Annotated in this window: 26 protein-coding genes; 19 read left to right on the forward strand and 7 right to left on the reverse strand. The window is 69.6% G+C overall.

Translation table 11 applies throughout. From position 1 onward, the window contains the following. The 5 genes from AABM41_07730 to AABM41_07750 form a co-directional block, all read left to right on the forward strand. A partial coding sequence (locus AABM41_07730) for a phosphatase PAP2 family protein (protein MEK6192199.1) occupies positions 1 to 472 on the forward strand: 472 nt, incomplete at its 5' end. A gap of 8 nt (positions 473 to 480) precedes the next feature. Next, positions 481 to 1,149 carry a DedA family protein gene (locus AABM41_07735; protein ID MEK6192200.1) on the forward strand — a complete coding sequence of 223 codons (669 nt, stop codon included), beginning with the start codon at positions 481 to 483 and terminating at the stop codon, positions 1,147 to 1,149. Between the two features lie 352 nt (positions 1,150 to 1,501). Beyond that, positions 1,502 to 2,341 (forward strand): ABC transporter ATP-binding protein, encoded by an 840-nt coding sequence (locus AABM41_07740; GenBank protein MEK6192201.1) that lies wholly within the window; start codon positions 1,502 to 1,504, stop codon positions 2,339 to 2,341. Beyond that, positions 2,338 to 3,087, forward strand: coding sequence for an ABC transporter permease (locus tag AABM41_07745; GenBank protein ID MEK6192202.1), 750 nt, complete (start codon positions 2,338 to 2,340; stop codon positions 3,085 to 3,087). Before AABM41_07740 ends, AABM41_07745 begins: the two co-directional genes overlap by 4 nt. A gap of 17 nt (positions 3,088 to 3,104) precedes the next feature. Next, the gene (locus AABM41_07750; protein ID MEK6192203.1) at positions 3,105 to 4,133 is read left to right on the forward strand and encodes an ABC transporter substrate-binding protein; all 1,029 of its coding nucleotides are present in this window, start codon (positions 3,105 to 3,107) and stop codon (positions 4,131 to 4,133) included. A gap of 15 nt (positions 4,134 to 4,148) precedes the next feature. Here the strand turns inward: AABM41_07750 and AABM41_07755 are convergent, their stop codons facing one another. From AABM41_07755 to lexA, 6 genes are all read right to left on the reverse strand, one after another. Next, positions 4,149 to 4,880, reverse strand: a complete 732-nt coding sequence (locus AABM41_07755) for a sulfite exporter TauE/SafE family protein (GenBank protein MEK6192204.1) — start codon at positions 4,878 to 4,880, stop codon at positions 4,149 to 4,151. Between the two features lie 20 nt (positions 4,881 to 4,900). Then, positions 4,901 to 5,773 carry a bifunctional 5,10-methylenetetrahydrofolate dehydrogenase/5,10-methenyltetrahydrofolate cyclohydrolase gene (locus AABM41_07760; protein MEK6192205.1) on the reverse strand — a complete coding sequence of 291 codons (873 nt, stop codon included), beginning with the start codon at positions 5,771 to 5,773 and terminating at the stop codon, positions 4,901 to 4,903. Beyond that, on the reverse strand, positions 5,770 to 6,414 hold the full coding sequence (locus AABM41_07765) for a cyclodeaminase/cyclohydrolase family protein (protein ID MEK6192206.1): 645 nt from the start codon (positions 6,412 to 6,414) through the stop codon (positions 5,770 to 5,772). Before AABM41_07765 ends, AABM41_07760 begins: the two co-directional genes overlap by 4 nt. Before the next feature lie 99 nt (positions 6,415 to 6,513). Beyond that, positions 6,514 to 6,777 (reverse strand): hypothetical protein, encoded by a 264-nt coding sequence (locus tag AABM41_07770; GenBank protein ID MEK6192207.1) that lies wholly within the window; start codon positions 6,775 to 6,777, stop codon positions 6,514 to 6,516. Positions 6,778 to 6,808: 31 nt separating this feature from the next. Continuing rightward, positions 6,809 to 8,002, reverse strand: coding sequence for a DNA polymerase IV (gene dinB, locus AABM41_07775; protein MEK6192208.1), 1,194 nt, complete (start codon positions 8,000 to 8,002; stop codon positions 6,809 to 6,811). Positions 8,003 to 8,051: 49 nt separating this feature from the next. Then, the gene (gene lexA / locus AABM41_07780; protein ID MEK6192209.1) at positions 8,052 to 8,717 is read right to left on the reverse strand and encodes a transcriptional repressor LexA; all 666 of its coding nucleotides are present in this window, start codon (positions 8,715 to 8,717) and stop codon (positions 8,052 to 8,054) included. 96 nt (positions 8,718 to 8,813) lie between these two features. Here lexA and AABM41_07785 point away from each other — a divergent pair, with 96 nt between their 5' ends. From AABM41_07785 to AABM41_07835, 11 genes are all read left to right on the forward strand, one after another. Beyond that, positions 8,814 to 9,296, forward strand: a complete 483-nt coding sequence (locus tag AABM41_07785) for a DUF1232 domain-containing protein (protein ID MEK6192210.1) — start codon at positions 8,814 to 8,816, stop codon at positions 9,294 to 9,296. Next, complete coding sequence (gene rplI, locus AABM41_07790) at positions 9,293 to 9,739, forward strand: 50S ribosomal protein L9 (GenBank protein MEK6192211.1); 447 nt, start codon at positions 9,293 to 9,295, stop codon at positions 9,737 to 9,739. The genes AABM41_07785 and rplI overlap by 4 nt, the downstream gene beginning before the upstream one ends. Positions 9,740 to 9,902: 163 nt before the next feature. Then, positions 9,903 to 11,258 carry a replicative DNA helicase gene (dnaB, locus tag AABM41_07795; GenBank protein ID MEK6192212.1) on the forward strand — a complete coding sequence of 452 codons (1,356 nt, stop codon included), beginning with the start codon at positions 9,903 to 9,905 and terminating at the stop codon, positions 11,256 to 11,258. Between the two features lie 139 nt (positions 11,259 to 11,397). After that, positions 11,398 to 11,697, forward strand: a complete 300-nt coding sequence (locus AABM41_07800; protein ID MEK6192213.1) for a zinc-ribbon domain containing protein — start codon at positions 11,398 to 11,400, stop codon at positions 11,695 to 11,697. A gap of 44 nt (positions 11,698 to 11,741) precedes the next feature. After that, a complete protein-coding gene (locus tag AABM41_07805; GenBank protein ID MEK6192214.1) occupies positions 11,742 to 12,920 on the forward strand; it encodes a GuaB3 family IMP dehydrogenase-related protein in 1,179 nt (392 codons plus the stop codon). Further along, positions 12,917 to 13,357, forward strand: a complete 441-nt coding sequence (locus AABM41_07810; GenBank protein MEK6192215.1) for an SRPBCC family protein — start codon at positions 12,917 to 12,919, stop codon at positions 13,355 to 13,357. Before AABM41_07805 ends, AABM41_07810 begins: the two co-directional genes overlap by 4 nt. 68 nt (positions 13,358 to 13,425) lie before the next feature. Next, the gene (gene guaA, locus AABM41_07815) at positions 13,426 to 14,970 is read left to right on the forward strand and encodes a glutamine-hydrolyzing GMP synthase (GenBank protein ID MEK6192216.1); all 1,545 of its coding nucleotides are present in this window, start codon (positions 13,426 to 13,428) and stop codon (positions 14,968 to 14,970) included. Positions 14,971 to 14,997: 27 nt separating this feature from the next. Continuing rightward, complete coding sequence (locus AABM41_07820; GenBank protein ID MEK6192217.1) at positions 14,998 to 17,961, forward strand: UPF0182 family protein; 2,964 nt, start codon at positions 14,998 to 15,000, stop codon at positions 17,959 to 17,961. Positions 17,962 to 17,973: 12 nt separating this feature from the next. Further along, entirely contained in the window at positions 17,974 to 18,816 is an 843-nt protein-coding gene (locus AABM41_07825; protein ID MEK6192218.1) for a hypothetical protein, read from the forward strand. 10 nt (positions 18,817 to 18,826) lie between these two features. Then, entirely contained in the window at positions 18,827 to 19,315 is a 489-nt protein-coding gene (locus AABM41_07830; GenBank protein ID MEK6192219.1) for an MgtC/SapB family protein, read from the forward strand. Then, on the forward strand, positions 19,312 to 20,076 hold the full coding sequence (locus AABM41_07835) for a zinc ribbon domain-containing protein (GenBank protein ID MEK6192220.1): 765 nt from the start codon (positions 19,312 to 19,314) through the stop codon (positions 20,074 to 20,076). The genes AABM41_07830 and AABM41_07835 overlap by 4 nt, the downstream gene beginning before the upstream one ends. 7 nt (positions 20,077 to 20,083) lie before the next feature. On the opposite strand, the gene AABM41_07840 is transcribed toward AABM41_07835, so the two are convergent. Next, positions 20,084 to 21,823, reverse strand: a complete 1,740-nt coding sequence (locus tag AABM41_07840; protein ID MEK6192221.1) for a diguanylate cyclase — start codon at positions 21,821 to 21,823, stop codon at positions 20,084 to 20,086. Between the two features lie 271 nt (positions 21,824 to 22,094). On the opposite strand from AABM41_07840, the gene AABM41_07845 reads away from it, so the two are divergent. The 3 genes from AABM41_07845 to radC all read left to right on the forward strand — a co-directional run bounded on the left by AABM41_07845 (position 22,095) and on the right by radC (position 24,366). After that, a complete protein-coding gene (locus AABM41_07845; GenBank protein MEK6192222.1) occupies positions 22,095 to 22,682 on the forward strand; it encodes a zinc ribbon domain-containing protein in 588 nt (195 codons plus the stop codon). A gap of 149 nt (positions 22,683 to 22,831) precedes the next feature. Then, positions 22,832 to 23,701: a type II CAAX endopeptidase family protein gene (locus AABM41_07850; protein ID MEK6192223.1), complete on the forward strand. Its 870-nt coding sequence runs from the start codon at positions 22,832 to 22,834 to the stop codon at positions 23,699 to 23,701. 65 nt (positions 23,702 to 23,766) lie between these two features. Beyond that, positions 23,767 to 24,366, forward strand: coding sequence for a DNA repair protein RadC (gene radC, locus AABM41_07855; GenBank protein MEK6192224.1), 600 nt, complete (start codon positions 23,767 to 23,769; stop codon positions 24,364 to 24,366). Positions 24,367 to 24,372 lie beyond the last annotated feature (6 nt).

Consider the following 24,372-nt stretch of genomic DNA (forward strand, 5'->3'; position numbering starts at 1 on the left):
CCTCCTGGCCCTGGCCAAGGGGCGCCGCGACCTGGCCTTGTTGCTCGCGGTGGGCACCTTGGCCTTCCCGATGGAATGGGCGCTCAAGTTTTTCGTTGCCATCCCGCCGATTACCCTGCCCGAACTGGTGGCGGGCATGTTCAACGTCAATGGGGTGGGGCTGGATGACATCGCGGTCTTCCCGGCCGGCCACGCCCTGCGCGCCACCGTGTTCTACGGCCTGGTCGCGTTCTGCATAGCCCGCCTGTCCTCGGATCGGCGGCAGGGCCTGATCGCTTACGGCGTGGCGCTGGTCCTAATCGTGGCCATCGGCCTGGTCCGGATCTACCTCAATCTCCATTACCCCCTTGATGTGCTGGGCGGATGGATCGCGGGCGCAGCGCTCGTGTCGGTGCTGGTGGCCGTCCACATCCTGGGGGTCGACGAGCGGATGCGTGCCACCATGCGGCAGCGCCTCGTGGCCGGGACCTAGCCTGCGGCGTGCTGGAGTTCATCGACCAGCAGGTCATCCCGTTCTTCCTGGCCCTCTACGACGACATCGGCTACGTAGGCGTGGCGGTGGGCGTCGGGCTCGAGACGTTCGTCCCCATCCTCCCATCCGAGGTCATCGTCCCCATGGCGGGCTGGAAAATCGCCCAGTCGGGAGCCGATCCCGCGGTCGTCGAGTGGCTGACCGCGCAACCCTGGACCTTCATCGGCGTCATGGTCGCGGCCACCATCGGGGCAGCCGCCGGCTCTCTGGCGGGGTACCTGATCGGAGCCTGGGGCGGCCGACCACTTCTGGACCGATACGGACGCTATGTCCACATCCACCCCGACGACCTGGACCGCGCGGACGCCTGGTTCGCCCGCTACGGCGGCTGGGCCGTCTTCCTTGCCCGCTTCGTCCCGCTCCTGCGGGCGTTGATCAACTATCCCGCTGGGGTGGCCCGCATGCCCATCGGGCGCTTCCTGCTGTTCTCGATCCTGGGCTCCATCCCGTGGAACCTGGCCCTCGTCACCGCGGGGTGGGTGCTGGGCGAGAACTACGAGGCGCTGTACGAAGCCATTCGGCCGTTCGAGATCCTGATCTACGTCGTGGTGGTGCTCGGTGTCGCCTTCATCCTCATTCGCTGGGCCCGAGGCAGGAGCGCGCCGCAGCAGGTTTGACCGGCCGTCGGGGGCGTGGCAGCATCGGGTTGCAACTGAACGAATCCATCGCCTTCGGGGCGGGGTGAAACCCCCCACCGGCGGTCGGTCCGGTGAACGGACCAGCCCGCGAACCCCGTGAGGCCGGCGGCCGCGGAGAGGCTGCCGGGGCACCTCGCGGGGCCGACCTGACCCCGGCGCCAGCCGGGCAGACAGGGCCGACGGTGACAGTCCGGATGGGAGAGGGCGAGCACGAGGCGTTCCTCCGACGACCCGCGGACCGATCGGCGCTGCGCGCCGGGCTGGGATCGCGTTTCGGTCGAAGGCGCCGCGGCTGCCACGTCCCCGTCGCGCGATGGCGCATGGGAGACCGATGGAGCATACGAGCCAACCAGGGCCGGCGATCACGATCGAGGACCTGACGGTCCGCTTCCCCATGCCCTCGGGGACCCTCACCGCGCTAGACGGTCTGAGCGGATCGGTCGCTCCCGGCGAACTGGTGGCCGTGATCGGTCCGAACGGGTGCGGGAAGAGCACCCTCCTGCGGGCGATTGCCGGCTTGCTGGCACCCAGCGCGGGACGCATCGGTCTTAGGCCCGAAGGATCACCTCCGCATGCCGGAGATGGGCGCACAGGCCTCGTGTTCCAGCAGCCCCGGTTGTTGGGCTGGCGCTCCGCGCTAGACAACGTTGCCCTGCCCCTGGAATTGAGAGGGACGCCGCGTCCCGAGCGGCATCAGGCCGCCGAACGCGCGCTGGCCCAGGTCGGCCTGGCCGACGACGGCGTCAGCGCCCTGCGACCCCGAGAGCTTTCGGGCGGCATGCAGCAGAGGGTCGCCCTCGCCCGATCGTTGGTCACCGACCCGCCGGTCCTGCTGCTGGACGAGCCGTTCAGCGCCCTGGATGCGCTGACCCGTGACGCGTTTGACGTTCAGCTGGAGGCCCTGTGGCTGGCCCGGCGGCGGACGGTGGTCCTGGTCACTCACTCGGTGGGCGAGGCCATCGGGCTGGCGGACCGCATCTGGGTCATGACCCCGCGACCGGGACGCATCGCGGCCGACATCCGCGTACCGCTCGCGCGCCCCCGGCCGCCCGGGCTGACCGGAGATCCGGGCATGGCCGCTGTCGAGTCCCAGGTCCGCCAGGCGTTGGCCGCCGCCCACGCCCCCGAGCTCGAGGGCTGGGCCGAGCCGGGTCAGGAGGCCGCGGCATGACCATCCTCCGCCGGCTGGGTTTCATCGCCCTGAGTGCCGGCGCATTCCTCGCGGCCTGGAAGGTCATCGTCCTCATCGGCGGCTACCCCGAGTACATCCTGCCCGCCCCCGAGGTAGTCGCGGCCCGCGCGGCCGAGGCCATCCAGAACGGGACGCTCCAACCCCACCTGGCGGCCACCGTGGAGGAGAGCGTCATCGGTTTCTTGGTCGGCGCCCTGGTGGCGGTCGTGGTCGGCATCCTGCTGGCCAAGAGCTTGACCGCGGAGCGCGTGCTTTCACCGTACCTGGTCGCTGCCCAGGCCATCCCAATCCTCGCCCTGGCGCCCCTCATCGACATCTGGTTCGGCGGCGGGCTAACCGCACGAGTTGTGATCTGTGCTCTGATCGTGTTCTTCCCGATTGCCATCGCGACCATGGTCGGCATCCGGTCCACCGACCCGCTTCTGGTCGAGATGGCCCGCGCCTACGGTGCCCGCCCTCTGCAGGTCACTCGTCTCTTGGAGCTGCCTTCGGCGCTGCCCGTCCTCTTCGGTGGGCTCCGGGTGGGCGTGACCCTGGCCGTCATCGGCGCCGTGGTGGCCGAATGGGCCGGCGCCAGCATCGGTCTGGGCGTCCTCATCAACATCGCCGACCAGGGCCTGTTCGACACCCCATTGATGTTCGTGGCCCTGGCCAGCCTGGCCGTACTGGGCCTTGCCTTCTATGGCGCGGTGCTCATGGCCGAGCGCGTGCTGATCCCCCGATGAACGCCGAAAGGAAACCGATGCGGACCCGTGCCCTTCCCCTGGCCGTCGCGCTGACCTTGACCGTTGCGGCCTGCAACCCAACCGCGTCAGTCAGCCCAAGTGCAAGTTTCGATCCCGCTGCCTCCGCGACCCCGTCTCGCGAGCTCCGCCAGGTGCGGCTCCTGCTCGGCTTCCGCCCCGACGTCCAGTTCGCGCCGTTCTACCTGGCCCAGCAGGAGGGCTACTACGCCGATGCCGGGTTGGAGGTGACTATCGAGCACGCCGGTGGCGGCGAGCTCATCCGCCTCGTGGCCGACGGCCAGGCCGAGTTCGGGGTCGCCGATGCCACCGATGTCATGATCGCCCGGACCAGCGGGATTCCGGTGACGTACGTGTCGTCCCTGTTCCAGTCGTTTCCGGTGGCCCTGATTCGCCTAACCGGCTCGGTGTCGACGGACCCGGCCGAACTGGCCGGGATGACCATTGGCACTCCTGGCCGATTCGGGTCGTCGTGGCACGCCCTGTTGGCGCTGCTCGACGCTGGCGGCCTGACCGCGGACGACGTGACCATCCGGGAATATCCGCAGTTCAACCAGGTCGAGGGCTTCTTGGCCGGGGACGTCGACCTCATCACGGGCTTCCGGAACAACGAGCCCATCCGGCTGGCCGCGGAAGGGTTTGCGACCGATCTGCTGACGATTGACGAGGTCGCCCCACTCCCCGGTCCCGGGGTGGTGGTCGGCGACGAGCTCCTCGCCGACGATCAGGCGCTGGTCGAGGCTTTCGCATCGGCGACGGCCGCCGCCCAAGCGGCCGTGGTGCATGAGCCCGCCGCTGGCCTCGCCGCCGCCGCGACGGCCGTTCCGACTCTCTGGGAGGACATGGACACGGCCCGGTCGGTCCTGCTCGCGACCATTGACCTGTGGGAGGGGGACGGCGCGCTGCCGATGGGCGCGATTGACCAGGACCTGTGGGAGTCTGGTTTCGCCACCATGGTCGGCCTTGGCTTCATCGATGGCTCGGTCGCGCCGGACGAAATGTACTGGCCTGCGATTCGCCTCGACTGACGACGCCTCGGTTACTCAGCCGCCGATGAGGAACACGAGGCCGGCCACGATCAGGACGACCTCGATGATGGCCACGAAGACGCGCTCTGGCAGGCGGTCCACGATCCGCTTGCCGATCACGGAGCCGGCAATCATGGCCGGAGCCATCACCAGCCCGATCCCGACGGTGGCGGCCGTCAGGAGCGCGGCGGTCCCGTACGCGACCAGCTTGGCAACGTGCATGACCACGGTGGCCGCTGCCTCGGTGCCGATGTAGGCGCTCTTCACCAGCCCGGCGCGAAGGAAGAACGGCGCCATGATCGGCCCGACGGAACCGACCAGGGCCGACGCAAAGGCAAACCCCGCACCGATGACCGTGAAGGTCCGCGCGCCGAGCACGCCGCCCGGTTGGGGTCCGAGGCGGCGCCAGGCCACCGAGATCAACAGGAACGCACCGATGAGCCGCGTCAGGGCGTCCAATGGCGCAGCGGCGAACAGGAAACCGCCGATCAACGCGGCCGGGATACCACCCAGCGCGAACCAGCCCACGATCCGTCGATCGACGGCATCGCGGTTGATGACCACCCGCGATCCGTTGCCCACCAGCTGGGCGATGGTCAGGATGGGGATCGCGTCCCGCGGGCCGAAGAGGGCGACCAGGACGGGGAGCAGGATGGCTGCCCCGCCGAAACCGGCCACGGCGGCCAGCGTGCTGGCCGCCAGCGCGGCAACGGTCAGCAGCGCCAGCTCGAGGAGCAGCTCGGTCATGAGCCGGCCCCCGGCATCGGTCAGTCCGTGGCGATCTTGGTGACCAGGCGGACCGCCCCTTCGGCAGCGGTGACGACCTGGTCGAGCAGCATCATCGTGGTCACCGGTCCCACACCACCGGGAACCGGGGTGATGGCCGCGACCAAGGGCTGGACCCGCTCGAAGTCGACGTCGCCCACGACACCGGCCGCGGTGACGTTGATCCCGCAGTCCACAACCACAGCCGTCGGATTGACGAATTCGGGACCGATGAGTGCCGGCACCCCGGCAGCCACCACGAGGATCTCCGCCTCTCGCGTCGCGCGCGCCAGGTCCGCTGTTCCGCTGTGGGCCACCGCCACGTTCGCGCCCTGGGCGGCAAGAAGTGCCGCGGTCGGCTGCCCTACCACCCGCGAACGTCCGACGACAACGGTCGGGCGTCCGGCCACCGGGATCCGGTAGTGGTTCAGGATTTCCATCACCGCCACCGCGGTCGCCGGCATGAAGGCGGGCTCACCACGGGCCAGTTGCCTCGCGCTGACCGGACTCGCGCCGTCCACGTCCTTGGCGGGATCAACCAGCTGACCGACCGCTTCGGGGTCCAAGTGGGCGGGGATGGGGTAGATGACGACGATGCCGGCCACGGTCGGGTCCTGGTTCAGCGCCTCGAGGGCGGCAGCGGCATCGTTCATGGTGGCGTGATCCGGCAGCCGAACGTCCCTGGGCGCGATGCCGATCGATCCGGCCGAGCGCGCGAGGCTCTGGGCGTACGAGACCTCGGGGCCCGCGTCCGCAAACCGGAGGATGGCGAGACCTGGCATGCCCGCCTGCGCGGTCAGCGAAGTCACGCGGGTGGCGAGATCTCGGCGGTGGAGATCGGCAATCGAGCGACCATCGAGGATGCGGCCGCTCACACGCTCATCCTCTGGCTGACGGCCGCCAGGGTCTCGGCCTCGCGTTTGGTGACGATGGATTCGAGTTCGGCCAGCCGAACCGCGGCTTCGGCCCGCAACGGGTGAGCGTCTGGAAGCGATGGGAGGTTGATCCTCACGTTGAGGGCGGCTCCGCGCGCCGCGGCCGCGGCCAGCAGCGCCGCCGCCCCGGCGTCGCTGACCGCGTTGCGATTGCCGATGGACGCGATGCTGGCGGCCAGGTCCAGGACCTTGGCCGCAAGCCGGGCCACCCTCAGTGGGATCTCCGTGGCGGCCACCGACGCCTCGCCGATGGCGGTCTTTCGAGCTGCTCGTTCCTGGTCATTGTCACGCGGCAAACGCCGCGCCGTGACCACGGCCAGGTAAGCGGCGGCGTCCTCTTCGGCCGCGGCGAGCAGCGAGACGCGGAGCTCGCCGGCAGCGGCACCGATCTGGCGCGCGACCGGGTCGACCTCCTCGTACTCAGGCTTGCCGAGCGTGAGCTCGCAGACCATTTCGACCAGGGCGGCACCCAGGGCACCCGCCAGGGCGCTGGCGCTGCCGCCGCCGGGCACCGGGGCGCGCGACGCCAACCGCTCGGTGAGGTCGCGGACGGTCAGTTCAGCGATTGGCGGGCTGCTCATGGGCAGCCGATTGTACGGGGAGCGGAGAAGGAGCCCGGCAGGCCCGCGGGAGAGGGACGCGGCGCCCGCCGAGCTGTGCGATGAGCCCCCGAGGCGCTGTCAGGCCGCGGGGTCCAGAGCGTCGACGAACCAGCGGCGGCGCCACGCGTCGAAGACCAGCTCCAGCGACTCCCCGGATTCGACCTCCACCACCAGCATCAGGCGTGGGGAGCTCCCCGCTGGATACGCCGCACGCTCGTCACGGACCGTGGCCAGGCGTGCCACGCGCAGCTCCCGGTCACCGAACCGGATGCGGGTGGGTCGGACGTAGCGTGCATCCCAGGCGACCGACGCCGGGACGGGGGTAATGGAGACGAGTGCCATACCCGGAGAATACGAACAGATGTTCTAGTTGTCAAGACTCCGGTGGGCGCTCGCTGAACCGGCGTTCGGGCGCCTCGCGCAGTAGTCGGGCCCGAATGATGGCACGGTCGCCGAACTTGTCGCGGACCGCGTCGGTGGCCTCCGCCAGCCGCTGAACACGCAGGCCGTCATCGAACAGGGTCAGCTGCTGGGCGTCGACCAGCGAGATGGCGGTGATGCCGATCAATCGCACCGCGCGGCCGGGCTGCAGGGTGCGGTCGAGGAGGCGTTGGATGACGCTCAGCAGGACCTGGGCGTCCGTGGTCGGGTGCGGCAGCGTCGCCTGCCTCGTCAACGTTTCGAAGCCCTCGTACCGAAGCTTGAGCTGTACGCCACCCGCCGCCATCTGGTGGCGCCGCAGGCGCCCCGCCACCGACTCCGACAGCCATAGGAGAGTCCCGTCCAGTCCGGTCCGCTCGGTGATGTCGGTGTTGAACGTGTGCTCATGACCGATGGACTTCGGCGCATGGCCCGGCACCACCGGCGACGGATCAATGCCGCGCGCGCGATGGCCGAGGTCCACTCCGTGGCGGCCGAATCGCCGACGCAGAGTCTCCTCGGGCACCGCCGCCAGCTGACCGATTGTCCCTACCCCGTAGTCCGCGAGCGCCTGGCGAACACGGGGACCCACGCCCCACAGGCGGGACACGGGCAATGGGGCCAGGAACGCGGCCTCGTCGCCAGGCTCGACCACCACCAGCGCATCGGGCTTGCGCAAGTCCGAGGCCACCTTGGCCACGAGCTTGTTGGTGGCCACCCCGACGCTGACCACCAGGCCTACCTCGGCGCGAACCCGATCCTTGATGGCCTGCCCGATTGTTCGCCCATCCCCCGCAGGGGCCCCGGTGACGTCGAGGAACGCCTCGTCCAGGCTGATGGGCTCGACCAGCGGCGTGAACCCGTCGAAGATGCGCATGACCTGGAGGCTGACTTCCGCGTAGCGCTCGAAGCGGCCGGGCAGGAAGACGCCTTGCGGACAGAGCCGCGCTGCCGTCCGCAGGGGCATGGCGGAATGGACCCCGAAGCGGCGCGCCTCGTACGACGCGGCGCTGACCACGCCCCGGTCGTCGGGCCGGCCGCCCACGATCACCGGCAGACCCCGCAGCGACGGGTTGTCGAGCACCTCCACCGAGGCGTAGTACGCGTCGAGGTCGGCATGGATGATCGTGCGCATCGGGCGGGCCATGGGTCCCACCAGCCTAGCGGCGGCACGGGCGCCGCCAAGGGTCAGTTGATCAAAGCTTGCGGATGACTCCGACCACCTTGCCCTGGATCTGGAGCTCGGTGGCGTAGATGGGTTCCATCTCCGGGTTGGCGGGCTGGAGGCGGATGCGCCCCTCCTCGCGGTAGAAGCGCTTCAGGGTGACGCCGTTGTCCTCCAGCAGGGCGACCACGATGTCCCCGTCGCGGGCCGTGGCCTGGGGTTGAACCACGACGTAGTCACCGTCGTCGATGAGCGCGTCGACCATGCTTCGCCCGCGCACGCGCAGGACGTACGAGTCGTCCCGGGCCTGGAGCGAGCTCGGGACCTCGAGCGTCTGGCTGGGGTCCTGGTAGGCCTCGATGGGCTGGCCGGCCGCGATCTCGCCGATCACCGGGAGGCGCAGGACATCACGCTCCATGGGCATCCGGAAGGGAGTTACCGCGCCTCGCACCGGCCGCGCGGGAGGCGTCATGCCTTCCGCGGTGGCAGTCAGGCGCAGGGCACGCGACGAGCGGCTGCCACGTTCCAGCTGCCCGGAGCGTTCGAGGGCCACGAGGTGATGGTGGACGGCTGAGGTGGAGGCAAGGCCAACAGCGTCCGCGATCTCGCGGACCGAGGGCGGGTAGCCGCGCTCGACCACCGTACGGGCGATGTATTCCACGATGCGCTGTCGGCGCTCGGCGTCGTGCCGGGTCACGAGACGCACCCTAGCAGAACACCTGTTCTATTGTCAATCGCTTGGTATCATCCCGGCCCACCTGATCTCATCGGACTGACCGGAGGCCAAACTCGAGTGCTGCGTCCCGGCCGGTGGCGCTATCTGCGCACCGCCAAGGTCCTCCTCCAGCTGCCAACCTACGCTCGCTTGGTGTGGGGACTGGCCCGAGATCCCCGAACTCCGCTCGGCCTCAAAGCGCTGCTCATCGCGGCGCTGGTCTACGTCGTGGTGCCCATCGACCTCATTCCCGACGTCGTCCCCATCCTCGGCGCCGCCGACGATCTGACCGTCCTCCTCCTCGTCCTGGACCTGTTCATCAGCAATGCGCCGGCGGCGGTCCGAGAAGAGCACCTGGCCCGAGCTGCCGCCGGGCAGGCGATGCTGGACGCCGACCTGGCTCGACTCCGCTTGCTGCTCGGGGACCGCTACGATCGAATTCGGGACACGTTGCCCCAGCTCCTGGGTCGGTATGGTGGGCTTCGGGACTCGACTGAGGTCAAACGTCAGATCGGGAAGTGGCGCGCTGCCCGTGCCAAGACCCCGGTGGAGGTGGAATGAAGGTCATCCTGAAGCGCGACGTGAAGGGCCTGGGCCGCGAAGGCGACCTGAAGGACGTGAAGGACGGGTACGCCCGCAACCACCTCATCCCCACCGGAGCGGCCGTCCTCGCCGACCTGGGCGCCGTCCGCAATTGGGAGCGCCACCGCGAGCAGCGGGACGAGCGCGACCGGTCCCTGCGCGCTGACGGCGAGGCCATCGCCGCGCGCCTCGGGGAGCTGACGCTCCAGATCGGCGTCAAGGCCGGCGAACGAGACCGGCTGTTCGGCTCGGTGACGACGCGCGACGTCGCCGATCGCCTGCGCAAGGAGGGGATCGAGATCGATCGGCATGACATCCACCTTGGCGAGCCGATCAAGACCGTGGGCGAGCACGTGGTGAGCGTCCACCTGATGCCGGGCCTCGAGGCCCAGGTCCGGGTCGAGGTCGTCGCCGAGCACTGAGGGACAGCGACCGCGCGACAGCGTAGGTGTCGCGACGGGGGGCGACCATCTATGCACCTTGTCCACATCGAATCCCCGTCCGGAACTGGGGCCTGTGGCTAAGCCTGTGGTTAAAGCCCTACCCAAGTGCCGGTCGCGCTCCTAGGGTCAGGCCCACGCCATCATGAGCATTGACCGAGTCGCCCCCCAGGCGGTCGAGGCCGAGCAGAGCGTGCTCGGCTCGATCCTGATCGATCCCGAGGCCATCCTCAAGGTCGCTGACTTCCTGCACTCCGGCGATTTTTATCGCCCCCAGCACGCGGACATCTACGAGGCCATGCTGGCTCTCCACAACCAGCGGGAGCCGATCGACCTCGTCACCCTGGGCGACGAACTGACCCGGCACGAGAAGTTGGACGGGGTCGGTGGGCCCGCCTACCTGGCGACCCTGATGAACGCGGTTCCGACAGCGGTGCACGTGGAGCACTACGGCCGGATCGTCGAGCAGAAGGCGGTTCTCCGGAACCTGATCGCGGCCGCCGGGCGGATCGCGGCGGTGGGGTACGAGGAAGCCCATGACACGGCGGCCGCCATCGACCGGGCCGAGGGCATCCTGTTCGAGATCAGCCAGCGCCGGACGGTCGCCGGGTTCGAGACCCTGGCCACGCTCCTCGGTGAGGCGTATGACCGGCTCGAGTATCTCCACGAACACCGAGGCCAGATCCTCGGCATCCCGACCGGGCTGGCCGGGCTCGACACGCTCCTCGGCGGGTTCCAGCCGTCGGACCTCATCATTCTGGCCGCGCGCCCCAGCGTGGGAAAGACGAGCCTGGCCCTTAACGTGGCCCTCCATGCGGCCGTCCACGAGCAGAAACGGGTCGCCATCTTCTCGCTCGAGATGAGCCGCGAACAACTCGCGCTCCGGCTCTTGTCCTCGGAGACCGGGATCAATCCGCGCCCGCTCCAGACCGGGTTCATGGAGGAGACGGACTGGTCGAAGATTGCCAAGGTCATGAACGACATGGCCAGCGCCAGGATGTGGGTCGACGATTCGCCCACCCTGTCCGTCATGGAGCTGCGCACAAAGGCCCGACGGCTGGAGGTCGAGCAGCAAGGGCTGGACCTGGTCATCGTCGACTACCTGCAGCTCATGCAGGCCTCGACCCCTACCCGGGAGCCGAATCGGGTCCAGGAGGTGAGTGAGATCAGCCGCGGCCTGAAGAACCTGGCCCGCGAGCTCAAGGTCCCGGTGCTGGCCCTGTCGCAGCTGTCCCGCAACGTCGAGCAACGCGGGAGTGCCGAGCCGCGACTCTCGGACCTGCGTGAATCCGGATCGCTGGAGCAGGACGCGGACGTCGTCATCTTTCTGTATCGGGCCGAGGGCGAACCCATCACCGACGCCGACCTGGAGCTGGTAAAAGCCAAGATCGCCAAGCATCGCAACGGGCCGATTGGCGAAGTGCCGCTCCAGTTCCGGCGCACGCACACCCGCTTCTACGGGGTCGCGGCGCGGGATGAGGTGGAGGTCACCGCCTACTAGAGGGTTCCCGACGCTTGACCTGCGTGGCATCATCGGCGGCTGGTAGGTCCGGAACACCAGCTCATCCCAGGTCGCGATCCACGGCCCGAGGAGCCGGAGAACCGAGGGCCGGGCGACCACGACACGGAGGAGAGGGCAGGTGTTGACCGACAAGACCATTACGTGCCGCGACTGCGGGATGGACTTCGTCTTCTCGGCCGGGGAGCAGCAGTTCTACCAGGAGAAGGGGCTTGCGCATGAGCCCCAGCGCTGCTCGAGCTGCCGCGCGGTTGCCAAGCAGAACCGCGAGCTGGGCATCGGCACGGGGGGCGGGGCCCGCGAAATGCACGCCGCGGTGTGCGCGGAGTGTGGGGGGCAGGCCCTTGTGCCGTTCCTCCCGCGCAACGACCGCCCGGTCTATTGCAGCAGCTGCTTCGACAAGGTTCGCGCCCGATCCTGAGCCTGGCCTGATCGGGCCCGGCGCCGCCTATACTGCGGGCCCACATGGAGTCCGGCACCTTGCTTCGCCCACCGACTGAGGTCGGTGGGCGCCTGCGTCGGGCGTACGGCTTCGAGGAGATCTCGCTGGTCCCCGGCGCGGTCACGGTGGAGCCGGCCGAGGTCGACACCGTGGTGGAGATCGGCCCGCTGCGCCTCGAGATCCCGTTCCTGGCTGCCGCCATGGATGCGGTCAGCGACCCGGACATGGCGGTGCGGATGCATCGGCTGGGCGGGCTGGCGGTCGTCAACCTGGACGGCCTGTACTCCCGGTATCCGGACGCCGGGCCGATCATCGAGCAGGTGGTTGAAGCCCCGGATGCGGTCGCCGCGGCGCGGGTCCTGAGCGAGGCCTATGCGGCACCGATTCGACCCGAGCTGATTGGCGCCCTGATCACCCGCATCAAGGCCTCCGGGGCGTCCGCCGCGGTGGCCACCACGCCGGCTTCCGCCTGGGACCACGCCGCGGTGGCGGCCGAGGCCGGAGCCGACCTGTTCGTCGTCCAGTCACAAGTGTCGAGCGCGCGTCACATCTCGGCCTCGGGTCGCGTCCTCTCGCTGTCGGACCTCACCGGCGCGCTCCGCCTGCCGGTCCTGGTGGGGAACACGGTGAGCGGCGAGGCGGCCTACCAGCTCATGGAGCAGGGCGCCGCCGGGATCCTGGTCGGTGTTGGGCCCGGGGCCGCCTGCACCACGCGCGAGGTGCTCGGGATCGGCGTGCCGCAGGTGTCCGCCACCCTCGAGGTCGCCGCGGCTCGTGATCGGTTCCTGGCCGACACCGGGCGATACGTGCCGGTCATCACCGACGGCGGGATGAAGACCGGCGGCGACATCGCCAAGGCCATCGCGTCGGGAGCCGATGCCGTCATGCTGGGGACGCCGCTGGCCGCCGCCATCGAGGCACCGGGGCGTGGGTTCAATTGGGGCATGGCGGCTCCGTCACCGACCCTTCCGCGCGGGACGCGGATCCAGCTCGGGGAGCGCCTACCACTGGAGCAGATCCTGTTTGGCCCGGCCCGCACGACGCACGGCACGCAGAACCTGGTTGGAGCGCTGCGCCAGAGCATGGGCGCGCTGGGCGCGCGGACGATCCGCGACATGCACGAGGTGGAGATGGTCGTGGCCCCGACCGTCATGACCGAGGGCAAGTCCTGGCAGATGGCCGCGGACGATCCGCAACGGTGATCAAGGTCAACCGCAGGGTCTCGTTGGCCGCCGGCCCGGAGACGGTCTGGCCGTATGTCGCTGATCCCACGCGGTTCGCCGAGTGGCGGCGGGGTGCTGGCGTGACGAGCGCCGTGCCGATTGGCGAAGGGCCGATGGCTCTCGGCAGCCGATTTCGGATGGATGTGACCACCCAGGGGCAATCGGGCTCGCTTGAATGCACCGTCACCGCGCTTGAGGAAAATCGCCGCTTCGCGTTCGAATCGATCGACAAATCGGGGGTCTCCGGATCGGCTGATACGCGGTTGGAGGCGGACGGCAGCGGCACCCAACTGGCCTTCGCGTTCGAGCTCCGCCTCCCCGGGGCATGGAGGATGATGCAGCCGGTGATCAGTCGCGTCGTCAACCAGGCCGCGGACACCGATTTCGCGACTTTGCAGGCCAAGTTCGCACCTTGAGCGACGGCGGTGCGGTCGAGACCTACCTCGAGCCGGCCGATGCGGATGCGTACGAGGGCGCCGCGGAACTGGTCGCTGACCAGCAGACCCTCATCGTGCTCGACTTCGGTGGCCAATACGCCCAGCTCATCGCGCGCCGCATCCGGGAGCTGAACGTCTACTCGATGCTGCTTCCCCACGACACCCCGTGGGAGGAAATCGCCCGTCGGCGCCCGGTCGGGATCATCCTGTCGGGCGGTCCCGCATCGGTCTATGACGACGATGCGCCGCAGGCGGATCCGCGCATCTGGGAGGGGAGCGTCCCCGTCCTTGGCATCTGCTACGGGATGCAGCTGATGGCCCACCAGCTCGGCGGCCGGGTGGCACCCGCCCAGCGCCGCGAATACGGCCCCGCCACCATCCATGCCGCGCCGGGCGAGCCGCTGCTGGTCGGCCTGCCGGCGGCCGCAGCGGTCTGGATGAGCCACGGTGACTCCATCCTGGAGCCGCCGCCCGGCTTCCGCGCCCTTGCATCCAGCGAGTCCACGCCGTACGCGGCGATGGCCAACGACCACGGGCTGATGGGCCTCCAGTTCCACCCCGAGGTCGTCCACACCCCCCAGGGGCGGCAGATCCTGGCCAACTTCGCGTTGCACATCGCGGGCGCGCGCGCCGACTGGACGCCGGCCGGCTTCATCGGCGCCACGGTGGCTGCCATCCGCGCCGAAGTCGGGACGGGCCAGGTGATCTGCGCGTTGTCGGGCGGCGTGGACAGTGCGGTGGCCGCCACCCTCGTCCATCGGGCCATCGGTGACCGGCTGACCTGCATCTACGTCGACACCGGCCTCATGCGCAAGCGCGAGTCGGAGTTGCTGCGGATTACGTTCGAGCAGAACCTCGACATGCAGCTGCGGATGGTGGATGCGCAGGACCGATTCCTCCACCGTCTTGTGGGTGTCACCGATCCAGAAGACAAGCGCCGGATCATCGGCGACGAGTTCATCCGGGTCTTTGAGGAGGAGGCTTCGAGGCTGGGACCGATTGACTTCCTGGTCCAGGGAACCCTGTACCCCGACGTCATCGAGTCCAAGACGGTCGAGTCCAAGGCGGCGGCCAAGATCAAGACCCATCACAACGTGGGCGGCCTGCCAGCCAACCTGCGCTTCCGGCTCATCGAGCCGCTGCGCCACCTGTTCAAGGACGAAGTTCGGCGCGTGGGGACCGAGCTCGGCCTGCCGGAAGCCATGATCGAGCGCCAGCCGTTCCCCGGTCCCGGCCTCGCCATCCGGGTCATCGGCGAGGTCACCGCCTCCCGACTGGAGACGTTGCGCGACGCGGACTGGATCGTCCTCGACGAGATCAAGGCCGCCGGCCTGTACGACGAGCTGTGGCAGAGCTTCGCCATCCTGACCCCCATCGATACGGTTGGGGTCATGGGCGACGGTCGCACCTACGCCAACGTGGTGGCCCTCCGGGCGGTGACCTCTGAAGACGGGATGACCGCGGACTGGGCGCGACTGCCCTACGACTTGCTGGCCCGGATCAGTGCCCGCATCGTCAACGAGGTGCCCGGCGTGAACCGGGTGGTCTACGACATCAGCTCCAAGCCGCCGGCCACGATCGAGTGGGAGTAGCCGATCCGCCGTAGGATGGGCGGACCGATGTCCAGCTGGTTCGACAAGCTGCTCGAAGAGATGCAGCGCCGGCAAATGGAGCAGGATCGTGCCCGCGAGGGGCGTCCTCTCACGCCCCGCGAGCCGCTGGGGCCGCCGGAAGAGCAGATCCCCGATGATGGCGGCAACGGACCGCCTCCGCCCAGACGTCTACGGCCCCGACGCGGCCGCCCAAGCCAATCCCCAGCCAACTGGATCCGGCCCGCGCTGTTCCTGCTGGGCGCGTTCGTCGTGCTCCAGCTCCTGGGCGGCCTGGTCGAGCTGTTCACGGACCTGGCCTGGTACGACGCCCTGGGCCGCCGCGACGTCTTGCTGACGCGCTTCGTCGCGCACCTCGGCTGGTTCCTCGCGGGACTGGCGTTGTTCACGCTCCCCGCGCTGCTCAGCCTGTGGGTCGCCAGCCGACTTGGCCCCCAGGTTCCTGTTCGCCGTGTCGGACCGGTGGAAATACCCGACCTGTCGCGCCCGGTGGGGATCCTGCTGGTGGCGCTGACCCTGCTGGGCGGGTTGGTCAGTGCGTTCGTCTGGGGCGGCAACTGGCAGACCGTGTTGCTGTTCTTCAACGGTGGGGACTTCGGGACCACCGACGCGGCCTTCGGCCGCGACATCGGCTTCTACATCTTCGACCTGCCCTTCTGGCGCTTCGTCCAGGGCTGGGTGGTCACCGCGCTGGCGGTCATCATCGGTCTGACCGTTGGTGCCTATGCGGTGTCCGCCACCCGGTGGTCGTTCCAGCTCACGGCGCCCGTCCGCGTCCATCTCAGCCTGCTGGGTGCCGCCCTGCTGGTGGCCATCGCCGCCGGCTACCAGCTCGACACCGCCGAGCTGGCGTACTCGACGCGGGGCATCGGCGGCACGGTCCAGGCGGCGATGTACACCGACCTCAACGCCCAGGCCCCGGCCTATCTCATCCTGACCGGGGTGGCCCTCGTGTCGGCCGGGCTGCTGGTGGCCAATATCTGGTTCCGGACCCTGTGGCTGATTGGCCTGGCTGCGGGCGCGTGGTTCGTGCTGTCGCTCCTGGTGGGCGGCTTCTATCCAGGCATCGTCCAGCGCTTCACGGTTGACCCCAACGAGCTCGATCGGGAGCGGGTCTACATCGAGCGCCACCTGGCGGCCACCCGGGCCGCCTATGACCTGGATGCGATTGAGCTGCGCGAGTTCACCGGCGAGCAGCGCCCCAGTCGGGCCCTGTTCGACGACAACCCCGAGACCCTCAACAACCTGCGCCTGTGGGACTACCGGCCGCTGCTGGTGACCTTCGGCCAGCAGCAGATCCTGCGCCAGTACTACAACTTCCACGACGTCGACATCGACCGATACGAGATCGATGGCGAGCAGCGCCAGCTGATGCTGTCCGGCCGGGAGATCGAGATCGACCGCCTGGCCGATGCGGCCCGGACCTGGACCAATGAGCGGCTCGTGTTCACGCATGGCTACGGCCTGACCGCGGTGGTGTCCAACGCCATCACTCCCGAGGGCCAGCCCGACTACCTGATCAGCGGCATCAACCGCAATCCCGAGCTGCCGATCGGCGAGCCGCGGCTTTACTTCGGCGAGCTGACCGACGACTACGTGGTGGTCCGGACCCAGACCGATGAGTTCGACTTCCCGCTCGGTGACGAGGGTGGGGAGACGACCTCGTGGGCCGGCAGCACCGGGGTACGGGTCGACAACGTCCTGTCGCGCCTCCTGTTCGCGATTCGGTTCGGCGACCTGAACCTTCTCATCAGCGACCAGCTGACGAGCGACTCCGCGGTGCTGTTCCGCCGTGCCATCTGGCAGCGCGTTCCGGAGCTGGCTCCCTTCCTGACCTACGACCGCGACCCATACCTGGTGACCGCCGATGGCCGCCTGGCGTGGATCTGGGACGCCTACACGACGTCGGACCGATACCCGAACGCCCAGCCGCTTCCCGCCGAGACAGCCTTTGGCGGTGCGAACTACGTCCGCAACGCGGTCAAGGTGGTCGTCGACGCCTACACCGGCGAGATGCGCTTCTTCGTGGCCGATGCGGACGATCCGATCATTGCCGCCTGGGGCCGGATCTTCCCGGGCCTGTTCGAGCCGCTGGACGCCATGCCGGAATCCCTGGTGGCCCACCTGCGCTACCCGGAGGACCTGTTCACGGCCCAGAACAGCGCCTACCTGCTGTACCACATCGCCCCGACCGATGCGGGGGCCGGCACGTTCTACAACCAGGAGGACCGCTGGTCGTTCCCGACCCAGCAGACCGATGTCGCCGGCGAGGGGCGGCTGGTGGAGCCGTACTACGTGATCATGAAGGTCCCCGGCGAGGAGACCGGGGAGTTCGTCCTGATCCAGCCCCTGGTTGCCGCGAGCCGGCCCAACATGATCTCCTGGGTCGCGGCCCGGATGGACCCCGGGGTGTACGGCGAGCGGATCGAGTTCCGCTTCCCGGTCGACACCACGACCCAGGGGCCGGCCCAGATCCAGGCCCGCATCAACCAGGACTCGCGGATCAGCGCCCAGTTCACGCTATGGAGCCAGGCTGGGTCCGAGGTGGTGCGCGGCGACCTGCTGGTGCTGCCCATGGGTGACTCGATCTTGTACGTCGAGCCGATCTACCTGCGCTCCACGCAGGCCAGCTTCCCCGAGTTCAAGCGCGTGATCTTGACCGACCAGACCCGGATCGCGTTCGCCGAGACCATCGAGGAAGGCCTGCGCCAGCTGCTCGGTGAGGCGGAGATCCCGCCGCCCGAAGGCGGCGGTGGCGGCGGCGGCGGCGGCGAGGGTGGCGGTGGGGGCGGGGCTCTGCCGGACGATGTCGCGGAGCTGATCGCGCTGGCCCAGGACCTGTACGACGACGCCCAGGCGGCACTAGCCACTGGTGACCTGGGCGCGTACCAGGACGCGGTGGACGAGATGGGCCGCGTTCTGGATCGCATCGCGGAGCTGACCGGCTCTCCGCCTCCGTCACCCAGCCCCTAGGCCGCGCGCCCGGTGCGCGACTGGCTGGGCGGCGGGCTGGCCGCCGCCCGCGTGGTGACCCGTCGGGCCGAGCTGTGGGTCCCCGGCGCAATGGTCTCGTTCGCGTTCGCGGGTTGGGCCGTGTTCCTGGCGGTCGTCGCCTCCCCGCCTGACGAGGGTGACGCACTGTTCCTCGGGGTGCGCCTGGCGGCCAGCCCGTGGTGGCCCTGGAACGTGGTCGCCCTGGTGGTCGCGGTGCTGTCCGGATTGGGGACCATGCTGCTGGCGGTTGCCTTCGGAGAGGTGGCCCTCCTGATGAGGCTCTCCGACAACCGGCATGGTGTTCCATTGAGCGTGCCACGTGCCGCGGGCAGGCTTGGGCTGGCCGCCGTCCCGGTCGTGATCCTGGCCGCCGTGCTGCTGTGGGCCTCGGCGCCCGCCTTCCTCGACGCGTTTGGCCAGCCCGACCCCTCCACGCCGTACCTGGTTCGCGTGATGGGAATCACCTGGCCGGCCCTCCTGGCGCTGGCCGCCGCCGGATCCGTGGCCCAGGCCTGGGGTGCGCTGGCCCTGCGGCTGCCATGGCGCCTCGCGCTGGCGACGCTGCGACATCGGGCGCATCGGGTCATTCCACAGGCCATGCTGACCATGGCCGCGTTCCTGGTCGGCCAGTTGCTCATTGTGATCGCGCTCAGCGCGGTATGGCAGCCGCTCTCCGGGCGGCTGGCGGAGGGTGGCCTGTCGGAGCCTTCGACCGCCATCCTCCTGCTAGGCTTCGTGTGGATCTGGCTCCTGCTGGTGATCCTGGCCGGAGTCCTCCAGGCCTGGATCTCGGCGTGGTGGACCGAGGAGCTGGCGCCACGAGCGGAGCGTTGAGCCGATGGACATGACACCCGACTTGCCAATCGTCCTCCAGGTCGAGTTGGCCTTGCGTCTGGGGATGAGCCTGGGACTCGGCGCGCTGATCGGGCTCGAGCGCGAGTACCACCGACAGGCGGCCGGCTTTCGGACCCATAGCCTGGTTGCGCTCGGCGCCGCCTTGTTCACCATCGTGAGTGCGTACGGGTTCGAAGGGGCCGATCCGACCCGGATCGCGGCCCAGATCGTGTCCGGCATCGGGTTCATCGGAGCCGGCACCATCCTCCACTACCGAGGCAGCGTGCGGGGCCTGACGACGGCCGCCTCCCTGTGGGCGGTGGCCGCGGTCGGCATGGCTGCCGGCGCCGGCCTGTACGTGCTGGCCTTCCTGGGCGCCGCGCTGGTCCTGGTGGCCCTATGGCTGATGGATCGACTGGCGGATGCGGCCCGTGACGCCGGCATGCTGCCGGCCGCGCCCGACGCCCAGCCAGAGGAGCACGGAGAGGACGTCCGATGACCGACGCCTCCACTTGCCGCCGCTGCGGAACCGCCAATCTGCCGGGGGTCTCGTTCTGTGCCAACTGCGGCCAGCGGCTGGTGGCCGCCGACGAAGCCACAATGAGCCGCCCGGGCCTGGCCGCCGAATCAGCGCCATGCCCGCGCTGCGGCGCCCTCAACCGTTCGGGATCCGCGTTCTGCTCGGAGTGCGGATTCAACATCCGTCCCGCGATGACCCCGGCCACCGCTCCGGTGGCCGCCGACGGCACCGCTCCACGTCCCGAGGCGGCGGTGTCCGCAACACGGCGACCGGTCCGCGCCTGGTTGGGGCCGATGGTCCTCACCATCGCCGCCGTCGGCCTGGCAACCGCGTGGTTCCTGCCCTTCTCGCTGGCCGAGGGCTCGTTGGCCGACCAGGCACTGGGTCCGCGCGGCTACGGGCTCGCCTTCTGGTCCGCTTATCCTGCCGACGCCGGCCTCCTGCAGACGACCTACTTCGGGGTGGCTGCTCCGTTGCCGGTGGCGGTCGGGCTGCTGCTGGTCCTGGCCGCCGTGGGAATCGTTCGAGGCGCGCCCGGGCGGCCCCAACGGATCGGCCTTGGGATCGCCTTCGCGTGGTGCGCGGCGGTGGCCATCCTGTTCGTGCTGGTGGAGATCGGCTCGGGGCTGGGGGACGACCTCATCGGGCTTTTGCGGGGGCTGTCGCCTGCAGGGCTCATCGGTTTCCTGTCGGGGATCATCGGCGCCATCGGCTCCGTGACCCGGTTGGCGGGGGGCTGAGGCCCGTCTAGCCGCTCTGCTCGGCCGGGGCAGGCCGCGCGCCGGACACCCGGATCGCGGGCTGGGCCTCGCTCTTCGAGGTCGAGGTCGAGGTCGAGGTCGAGGTCGAGGTCGGGGTCGTGGTTGCTGCCGGCGCGGAGCCATCGGCGTCAACGGGGCTGTGCGCGTCGGCGGCGTCGACCATGCCCGCGTTCAGCATGGCCGCGGCCTTGGGGTCGACGGCCTCCAGGCCACCTTCGGCATGCGCATGGAGGCGGTGGACCTCCTCCTGTCCGTCAGCCGGGACCGCGTCGCCGAAGATGGCGACGAAGACCTCGACCACGGTGGGATCGAACTGCGTCGATGCATGGCGGCGCAGCTCGGCGAGGGCCTTCGAGTGGGACAGAGCAGCCTTATAGGGCCGTTCGTGGACCATGGCGTGGTAGGCGTCCGCGACGGCCACGATGCGCGCGCCGAGTGGAATTTCCTCGCCCCGCAGACCATGGGGGTAGCCCGTCCCGTCGTACCGTTCGTGGTGATGGAGGACGATCGGGACCGCCTCCCGCATGCTCGTGGCCTGCTCCAGGATGACCTGCCCGATGCGGGGGTGCTCGCCCACGACCTGCCACTCCATCTCGGTCAGCGACGACGGTTTGTCCAAGATCGAGCCCGGGAGGGCCAGCTTGCCCAGGTCGTGGAGCAGGGCTGCGATCCGGATCCGATCCAACTCCACCCGCGACAATCCCATGTGGAGCGCCACACCGATCGACAGGGCGGCGATCATGTCCGACGGCCGGCCCCGATGGTTTGGCTGGGGGGCCAGGACCGATGCCAGCGCCCGGGCGGCGCTGGCGCTCGCCCAGCGGCCGATGGCCGCCGCCGCGTCTCGCCGCTCGGGCGTGATGGCCGCGCGTCGCACCATGGTGTCGTCGTCGACGTTACCGAACAGGTAGCTCCGATTGCGCCCCTCGGACTTGGCGACGTACATGGCGGCGTCGGCGGCATCCACGATCCGGTCCACCTGGAGATCGGATCCACGGCCCCCAGCCACGCCGATGCTGATCGTTGCGTCGACCAGGATGCCGGATGCCACGCTGAGTGGACGACGCATGACCATCTCGCGCAGCTCTTCAACCAGGCTCAGAGCGTCCTCGGGCGTGGTCTCGGGGAGAATCAACATGAACTCCTCCCCGCCATATCGGCCGAAGATGTCGCTGGCCCGGATGCTGCGTGTGATGAGTCCAGCCAGCTGGCGAAGGACCGCATCGCCCACCCGGTGGCCGTAAGAATCGTTGATCAATTTGAAACGGTCGATGTCCATGAAGGCGACGGCCAGCGGCTTCGAATGGCGGGTCGCCCGCTCGACCTCGTCGGCCAATCGCACGAGCAGCGCCTCGCGGTTCGGGACCCCGGTCAGCCGATCCCGGGTGGCCTGGGCCTCCGACTGCGCGAACGTGCCGGCCGCCCGGTTGAACGCGCGAGCCAGGCGGCGCTCGGCGGGGACACCCGACTCGCGCAGGACGACGGGCATGCCCTCGTCAACCGTCCGCTCGAGATCCCTGGCCAGGCGCGTCAGTCGGAGTCCGAAATAGCCCCACGTCGTGAGGGCCATTGCCGTGGCGCCGACGCCGATGGCCAACCCCACCAGGCCGATCATGAAGCCGCGCGTCTCGGGCGGTTCGTGCACCAGCATCACGCCCAGCAGAGTCAGGCAGACCGCGGCCAGGGCGGGGTACAAGAAGCCGATCAGCCGCAGGAGTCCGAGCAAGCCTTCCTCCAGATGGTGGGTCGGGATCAAGAATCGGGGTCCGTGGCCCAAACGGCCATCACCTGATCGTCACGTGGTGCGAGAGATGTGCGACCGGCAACGCCATTCGAGGCGCAGGTGCGGTCTGGTGCAGTACCCGCCCCGGACCTCCGGCGGGCCAATTGTCGCCGAAGGGACGCAAAATGGTCATCTGCTAGGATGACCCGCGCGTTTTGGTGCGCCCAGGTGCGGCGCGCCTCGCACCGCGTCCCCACGAGAGAGGCATCGGCGAATGGAAGGTCTGCCGGACCCCGGCCAGATCTGGAGCGACTTCACCAGCAACCCGGTCGTCCAGCTGGCAGCAACCCTGATCGTCATCTACGTGGTGATGCTCTGGCTGGGCACCGCGTACTGGGCCTTCCGCGACATGCAGGCGCGCACCGAGAACCCGATCCTGCCCTACTTCGCGTCGGCCCTGATCATCTTCTTCACCCCGCTCGTATTCCTGTTCGCGTGGCTGATGTACATCATCATTCGGCCCCGCGAGTCGATGGCCGAGGTGTACGAGCGCTCCCTGGCCGAGGAATCCCTGCTGGCGGAGATGGAGAAGCACCGGAGCTGCCCAACGTGTCGGGCCCGGGTTGCCGAGGACTGGATCGTGTGCCCCAGCTGTCGCACGCGGCTGCACCGGATCTGCCCGGCCTGCCAGCGGCTGACCGAACCGGCCTGGTCGATCTGCGCCTTCTGCGGCACGGAGCTGCCCACCCGCGCCCGTCCGGCGCCCGCGCCCGCCCGGGTCGCGGCGATCGTTACCGACGAGCGCGCGGCGGAGTACGGACCTGAGAAGGGCGCCGTCCGGCAGGCGGCACCCAACCCCTGACCGACCGGGCCAACGAGGGGGCGAACGCCCCATCGGCGGCTGAGCCGCCCGTCGCTGAGCCGCCCTTCGCTCAGCCGCCCTTCCCCGAACCGCCGATCCGGCTGCCCCCCGCCTGGCCCGCGTGGGTCATCGCCGGGCTGGGCTTGATCGTGGTCCTGGCTGGGGCGGCCTGGCTCTTCTACGCCGCAAGCCTTGGTGCTACGGGCCGCGATTGGCTCCTGCCGGGGGTGCTCACCACAGGGGGAGGGGCCGCGCTGTTGGGCGGACTGGGTTGGCTCGCCCTTCTGGGGGTCTGGGCCCGGCGCCACCTCCCCGCTGAGCGCTATCGCGGGCCGAGCGTCATCCTCATGTTCTTCCTGGCGGTGGCGGCGGCCAACCTGCTGTCGCTGATCCCCCTGCTGGCCGCGTATGCCGCGGGCCAGGACGTGCTGGATCCGGGTCCGGTGGCCGTCACCGCCCTCCTGCTGGTCACCCCGCTGGTCTTCGGGGCGGTCGCGGCCCTCTTCGTCCTTCGCACGCGAGCCTTGGCGGGCGTGCAGTTGGGTGACGGCCCGAGGACGGCCCGCAACCTGGGACGCGGCTTGGCCCTCGGCGCCGTCGCCTGGGTGCTGGCCGCGGCGTTGACCGCGATCCTCGCGTGGGTCGTGGAACAGGTCACCGGGGAGGAGCCGGTCGACAGCCAGCTGGTTGCCAACCTGGCCTCCACCCTGCCGCCCCTGATCGCGATCGGGATCATCGGGATCCTGACCCCGGTGGCCGAGGAGCTCTTCTTCCGCTGGGTTGCGGTCAACGCCTGGGAACGCGAGCACGGAACCCGGGCCGCGGTGATTGGGTCGGCCGTGCTGTTCGGCGTCGCGCACGTGTCCGGGGGAACCTTGCTGGCGCTTCCCCCCATCTTTCTGCTTGGCCTGGCCCTCGCCGGTGCCTACGTGATCACGCGCAGCCTGCCGCTGGTCATCGCGATGCACGTCGCCTTCAACTCCCTGTCGCTCGCGGTCCTGTTCGTAGTGGGGGTCTGACCCGGCGCCTCTGAAACTGGCTGGTAAGTCGCCGCGCACCGCCCGGGGCGACCCTGCGTGGCGTGATGTCCAGCGTGGGTGACGACGAGCTGCTGGCCCGCGTGCTGGGTGGGCCGAGCGCACTTCACGCGGCCCGTGGCCTTCTCGACCGCCACGGGCTGGATCAGCTGCCGTACCTGCACGCCGCGGAGCTGGCGCTCCAGCCGGGGATCGGCCAGAGCCGAGCGGCACGGGTGGTGGCGGCGTTTGAGCTGGGCCATCGGGCCGTCTCGCGGTGGCCGACCCAGGGCTGGCGGGTCCGCACGCCCGCCGACGTCGCGGAGCGGCTACTTCCCGAGATGGGGCATCTGGATCGCGAGGAGCTTCTCGTGTGCCTCCTGAACACCCGCAACGTGGTGCTGGGCCGGGCCACGGTCTACGTCGGGAACCTCGCCGGTTCGCCGGTCCGCGTGGGCGAGGTGTACCGCGAGGCAATCCGCCGCCAGGCGGCGGCCGTGATCGTTGTTCACAATCATCCATCGGGGGACCCGTCTCCGTCGGGTGACGACCTGCGGATCACGGCCGACCTGGCAGACGCCGGTCGGCTGCTGGACATCGAGCTCCTCGATCACCTGGTCATCGGGCACGACCGCTGGGTCAGCCTGCGGGCCGCCGGCGCGCTGTAGCGCCGG

The organism is Chloroflexota bacterium, assembly GCA_038040195.1.
Lineage (GTDB): Bacteria > Chloroflexota > Limnocylindria > QHBO01 > QHBO01 > DASTEQ01.